1 protein-coding gene is annotated in these 568 nt (G+C 30.3%); it reads right to left on the bottom strand.

Features of this window, described 5'->3' with window-relative positions:
* Positions 1 to 568: ComEA family DNA-binding protein (locus IDG60_RS00450; protein ID WP_206160353.1), on the bottom strand; the 568-nt coding region annotated here is incomplete at both ends.

The raw sequence follows: 568 nt of genomic DNA, 5'->3' as shown, positions 1-568 counted from the left end.
CTTGTTGGTTGCGATATTCAACAATTGCATTAGCTTTAGCTTGCCCTACTCCAGGAACAGACATCAATTCTGATACAGATGCGGTATTTAAATTTACTTTAGTATTATTTGTGTTCCCATTTTTTACATGCACACTGTTTACTCCAATTTGTGGTTCAACATTCTTTTGTCCTTTATGAGGTATGAAAATCATTTTTTGATCTGTTAATTTTTCAGACAAATTAATTTGACTTACATCTGCATCCTCCAATAATTGTGCTTTATCAAGTAAATCAACTACTCTATCCTTAGATGTCATTTTATAAACATTAGGATGTTTAACAGCACCTTTTACATCGACATATACAGGACCCTTATTTTTGGAATTATCTCCATCTTTGACCTGGACATCTTCTACTTTGGACAAACTACTATTTTCACTAGTGCTTTGTTTCAGAGCATTATCTTTATTTTCAAAATTTCTTGAAGTATAATCATCTTGTCTCCAGAATATAAAACCAATTAATACCATAATTAAAACAACAGCACTTATAATATATAACTTCCATTGAGTTAAAAAATCTTTATA

The sequence above is a fragment of the Staphylococcus sp. EG-SA-2 genome, from assembly GCF_017152085.1.
Note: the sequence above shows the minus strand (reverse complement) of the source record. Positions and strands in the feature narration are given on the sequence as shown.